Source organism: Vibrio sp. V03_P4A6T147 (genome assembly GCF_002241085.1).
Taxonomy (GTDB): Bacteria; Pseudomonadota; Gammaproteobacteria; order Enterobacterales; family Vibrionaceae; genus Vibrio; species Vibrio anguillarum.
This window is the reverse complement of the sequence record NZ_NDIO01000076.1, coordinates 1-4618: the sequence shown is the minus strand read 5'-3', so window position 1 is coordinate 4618 and position 4618 is coordinate 1. Positions and strand designations below refer to the sequence as shown.

The following is a 4618-nucleotide window of genomic DNA, read 5'->3' as shown; positions in this document are numbered from 1 at the left end:
GTTTTCAGACGAAATGGTGACAACTTTAATTAGAGCATATTGACTTGAGAGATCAATCGTAAGTTTACATAAATGTTAATAAAAATATCCTTTCTGACTATTCAAAAAGTTTACGTATTACAATTGATTCGCTTTTCGTCTTGTCCTTGCGCCTTGAAATGGTAACATCTTGCGCACAACTCATCTTAAGGATCCCTTATGAAAGTCATCAGTTTTAACATCAACGGTTTGAGAGCTCGCCTTCATCAACTGCAAGCGATTATTGATAAGCATCAACCTGATGTCATTGGACTTCAAGAAATCAAAGTACACGATGACGCTTTTCCTCTTGAGGATGTTGAAGCCATGGGCTACCACGTCTATTTCCATGGTCAAAAAGCGCATTATGGCGTCGCCATGTTGTGCAAGAAGGAACCCATTTCAGTACAGAAAGGCTTTCCTAGCGATAATGAAGATCATCAAAAACGCATGATTATGGCCACTTTTGAAGATGAAAACGGCCAAAAAACAACCATACTCAACGGCTATTTTCCTCAAGGAGAGAATATTTCCCATGAAACAAAATACCCCTATAAGCGTCAGTTTTATAAAGATCTAATGGGTTACTTAACGACACATCATTCCCCTGACGAACAAATAATTGTAATGGGAGACATTAACATCAGCCCTATCGACTTGGATATTGGGATTGGTGAAGCCAATAGAAAACGCTGGTTGCAAACGGGAAAATGCTCTTTCCAACCTGAAGAGCGCGAATGGTTACAAACTTTAATGGACTGGGGTTTTGTTGACACATTCCGTCAGTTAAATCCGGATGTAAATGATCAATTTTCGTGGTTTGATTATCGCTCACGCGGCTTTGATGATAACCGCGGGCTACGAATCGACGTCATTTTAGCGACCCCGAACCTAGCAAAAAAATGCCAAGAGGCCGGCATCGACTATGAACTTCGAGGAATAGAAAAACCTTCTGATCACGCGCCAATTTGGTCCAGTTTTTCCTTGTAGGAACAGAAAGTAACGTGCCAATAAGAAGCGCGCATTCGGCGCGCTTCTTATTTTAATCTATGCCTTGATTATAGAAACAAACTCGGTACAGCAAATTGCTACTCGCAGCCCTTCAGCTCAATGGGCGCAAATAAGCTAAGAAGCGTTTTTCAGCCTGTTTGAAGCAGAACAAAATAATGAAGGTCAAGCCCATATAGAACAAACCTGCGGTTAAAAATGACTCGAATGGAGCATAATAACGAGAGTTCACTAAACGCGCAGCCCCCGTTAAATCCATAATGGTAACAATACCAGCAACCGCCGAACCGTGGAGCATGAAGATAACTTCATTACTATAAGCGGGCAGTGCGCGCCTTAACGCACTCGGTAGAATAATTCGTCGATACGTTTTCCAAGTACTCATTCCGTATGCCTTCGCCGCTTCAACTTCGCCTTTCGGCAAACCATTGATCGCGCCGCGAATAATTTCAGCCGTGTAGGCGGACGTATTGAGAACAAAAGCAACCAACGCGCAAAACCAAGCGTTTTCCCATAAGGTATCTTTAACCGGGAAAAATTGATCCATTCCATAGTAGATGAGATAAAGCTGGACCAATAACGGTGTACCACGAAAAAAGTAGGTATAAGCCCATGCTGGAGTACGAATCAAATAGTTGTGGCTATTTCTAGCAATCGCTAAGGGGATGGCAAAGCTCAAACCGATGATTAACGACAACCCCACCAGCCAAACCGTTGTCCATAACCCACTAAAATAAATTGGTAAGCTTTGAGCAATAAGGGAAAAATCCATATTTACCTCGTGTGAATGCTAAACTTGCGCTCAACCAATTTGAGAAGACCGGTTGATACACTGGTAAAGAAAAGGAAGATCACTGAGACAGCCATATAAAAGGTGAATGGCATTTTTGTCGAACCCGCCGCGAGTGAGCTGACTCTGACCATATCTTCTAATCCAATAATGGAAACAAGTGCCGTCGTTTTGAGCAATACCAACCAGTTGTTACCAAATCCTGGCAATGCATGACGAACCATTTGAGGAAGCAAAATGCGTCTAAATGCTAAGGTAGAACTCATACCATACGCTTTCGCCGCTTCCATCTCTCCTTTATCAACTGCCATAATGGCGCCACGAAAGGTTTCAGCCATATAGGCACCGAAAATGAAACCTATAGTTAGTATCCCAGCAATGAAAGGGCTAACATCAATATAATCGGGGAGATAAGCGGCCCATTCATGGCTCGGGTCACTTGCCATAAACCAATTGTTTAGCCATTCGTTGATTGAATAAAGGCTATTATTCAACAATATTTGACCGCCAAAGAAAATAAGCATCATTAACACAAGGTCTGGAATACCGCGAATGATGGTCGTATAAAGAGTGGCAATGGCTCTTGCCCAACGGTAGGGTGCAAGCTTGGCTAGCGCACCTAGCATGCCAAGTAACATGGCAAGTAATAAAGAGAGCACGGCAACTTCAATGGTCAGCACCGCTCCCTTCAAAATTGAGGCTTCATATCCGTGTAGGTCCAACATAATTCATCCCTAGTCCCTGGAGAATTTAACGGCTGGGTACTTCTGGAACTAGGATCCAGCCGTTAAGAATCAATGGATTCCCATCATAATTGAGAAGGTGGAGTCAACTGAGCTAACCAGTCCTAATTACAGAGTGATCGATAAACATATTCATGTGCTCGGCCCACTCTCACCTTCTAATTATATGGGTAAGATATGATGTTACAGCTTATTCACCGTATACATCGTAATTAAAGTATTTGGTCGCAATTTCTTGGTAAATCCCTTGTTGACGAAGAGATTTAATCGCCATATCAAGTTTTTGAGTGAGATCTTTGTCTTGTTTACGAACCGCAATACCAAAACCATCGCCAAACCATTTCGGATCGGTTAATGATGGGCCGACGAACTCATACGCTTCGCCGCCCGCTTTGTTAAGCACACCCTCTTCCAATGCAGAGGCATCACCCAATACTGCCGCAATACGACCATTGGCTAGGTCAAGATAGGCTTCATCAAATGAACCATAACGGACAATTTCAACTGCATCGCCATAATTATCAGTAAGATACTTATCGTGCGTTGTTGCACGTTGTACACCAATTTTCACCCCTTTTAGACCTTCTTTAGAAAAATCCAACGCGGCTCCCTTCTTGGCGATAAATTTATTGGGAATTAATGCGTACTTACCAGTGAAATCGACTTTTTTCTTGCGCTCGTCGGTAATCGACATGGCTGCAATAATCGCGTCATATTTACGTGCGAGCAGTGATGGGATAATGCCATCCCAGTCTTGTGGAACGATTTTACATTCCACTTTCATCTCCTTGCACAACGCATTGGCCATATCAACATCAAAGCCTTTGAGAGATCCATCAGCCTCTGTCCAGCTAAAAGGAGGATAAGCCCCTTCTATACCAAAACGAACCGTCTTCCATTCTTTCGCTTGGGCCATACCAGTCATTGCACTAGCAGCAACGGCTGCAACTAATAACCACTTTTTCATTTCCATACTCCTGTGATTGAGGTCTTACTTATTTATCATGCTATGTTTATGTTGGTTTTGCTTAATATTTATGTCGTGACGAATACCACAACATAATGAACACATTAATAAATAGAGGATATAAATTGTTTTAACCGTTCAGATTTAGGCTGGGTGAACAGGATGGCTGGATCTCCTTGCTCTTCCACTAAACCTTGGTGCAAGAACATCACATGGTTTGAAACATCGCGAGCAAAGGCCATTTCATGAGTCACTACCAGCATAGTACGGCCTTCTTCTGCCAAGTCTCTCATAACACCCAACACTTCACCCACCAATTCAGGATCAAGTGCAGATGTGGGCTCATCAAACAGCATGACTTCTGGCTCCACGGCTAACGCTCTAGCAATCGCCGCACGTTGTTGTTGCCCACCAGAAAGGTGACCAGGATAATAGTCTTTACGTTCATACAGGCCGACTTTTTTTAGCAGCACCTCAGCACTCTCGATGGCTCGTGCTTTCGGTACTCCTAACACATGAATTGGTGCTTCAATAACGTTTTCTAACACCGTCATGTGCGACCAAAGGTTAAATCCCTGAAATACCATAGCAAGGCGTGAGCGAATTCGTTGCACCTGCTTTTCACTCACAGGTGAAGCTTCACCTTGCCGATTTTTTTTCATTTGAATGAGTTCACCATTGACCCAAATATCACCAGAGGTTGGTGTTTCAAGTAAATTGATGCATCTAAGAAAGGTACTTTTTCCCGAGCCAGAAGAACCAATAATGGAGATCACATCACCCTTACGAGCTTCTAGCGAGATTCCTTTTAGTACTTCGTTTTGACCAAAGGTTTTGTGCAGCTCTTTAATATTCAGCGCCGGTACATCAGTCATGCGCTTAACTCCCTGTATTTGCTACTGCAGAGTATTCCAACTCCCATTTTTGATACAAACTAGCATTCACACCGAAAACATGCAACAAATTATTAACCTGGAAAATAAGGATATTTAGTTATTTTATCTGATTAAAAATTCACATTTTAGCCAATACTTCTCCATATGGCGCATATAAATGGCACATCAAGTAATTAACAGTTAACTCATTTCATTA

5 protein-coding genes are annotated in these 4618 nt (G+C 42.4%); 1 reads left to right on the top strand and 4 read right to left on the bottom strand.

Annotated elements, in window-relative coordinates; translation table 11 throughout:
• Nucleotides 1-198 precede the first annotated feature (198 nt).
• A complete protein-coding gene (gene xthA / locus B9J84_RS02630; RefSeq protein WP_017045192.1) occupies nucleotides 199-1008 on the top strand; it encodes an exodeoxyribonuclease III in 810 nt (269 codons plus the stop codon).
• 112 nt (nucleotides 1009-1120) lie between these two features.
• Here xthA and B9J84_RS02625 read toward each other — a convergent pair whose 3' ends face one another.
• The 4 genes from B9J84_RS02625 to B9J84_RS02610 form a co-directional block, all read right to left on the bottom strand.
• Nucleotides 1121-1798, bottom strand: coding sequence for an ABC transporter permease (locus B9J84_RS02625; protein WP_094123469.1), 678 nt, complete (start codon nucleotides 1796-1798; stop codon nucleotides 1121-1123).
• Between the two features lie 2 nt (nucleotides 1799-1800).
• Entirely contained in the window at nucleotides 1801-2541 is a 741-nt protein-coding gene (locus B9J84_RS02620) for an ABC transporter permease (protein WP_094123468.1), read from the bottom strand.
• A gap of 208 nt (nucleotides 2542-2749) precedes the next feature.
• Nucleotides 2750-3526, bottom strand: a complete 777-nt coding sequence (locus tag B9J84_RS02615) for an ABC transporter substrate-binding protein (protein ID WP_026028918.1) — start codon at nucleotides 3524-3526, stop codon at nucleotides 2750-2752.
• Nucleotides 3527-3630: 104 nt separating this feature from the next.
• Nucleotides 3631-4401: an ABC transporter ATP-binding protein gene (locus B9J84_RS02610; RefSeq protein WP_013856548.1), complete on the bottom strand. Its 771-nt coding sequence runs from the start codon at nucleotides 4399-4401 to the stop codon at nucleotides 3631-3633.
• Between the last annotated feature and the right edge of the window lie 217 nt (nucleotides 4402-4618).

Coding starts and splice junctions, on each gene's coding strand:
- xthA (WP_017045192.1), top strand. CDS start 199: ATGAAAGTCATCAGTTTTAACATCAACGGTTTGAGAGCTCGCCTTCAT.
- B9J84_RS02625 (WP_094123469.1), bottom strand. CDS start 1,798: ATGGATTTTTCCCTTATTGCTCAAAGCTTACCAATTTATTTTAGTGGG.
- B9J84_RS02620 (WP_094123468.1), bottom strand. CDS start 2,541: ATGTTGGACCTACACGGATATGAAGCCTCAATTTTGAAGGGAGCGGTG.
- B9J84_RS02615 (WP_026028918.1), bottom strand. CDS start 3,526: ATGAAAAAGTGGTTATTAGTTGCAGCCGTTGCTGCTAGTGCAATGACT.
- B9J84_RS02610 (WP_013856548.1), bottom strand. CDS start 4,401: ATGACTGATGTACCGGCGCTGAATATTAAAGAGCTGCACAAAACCTTT.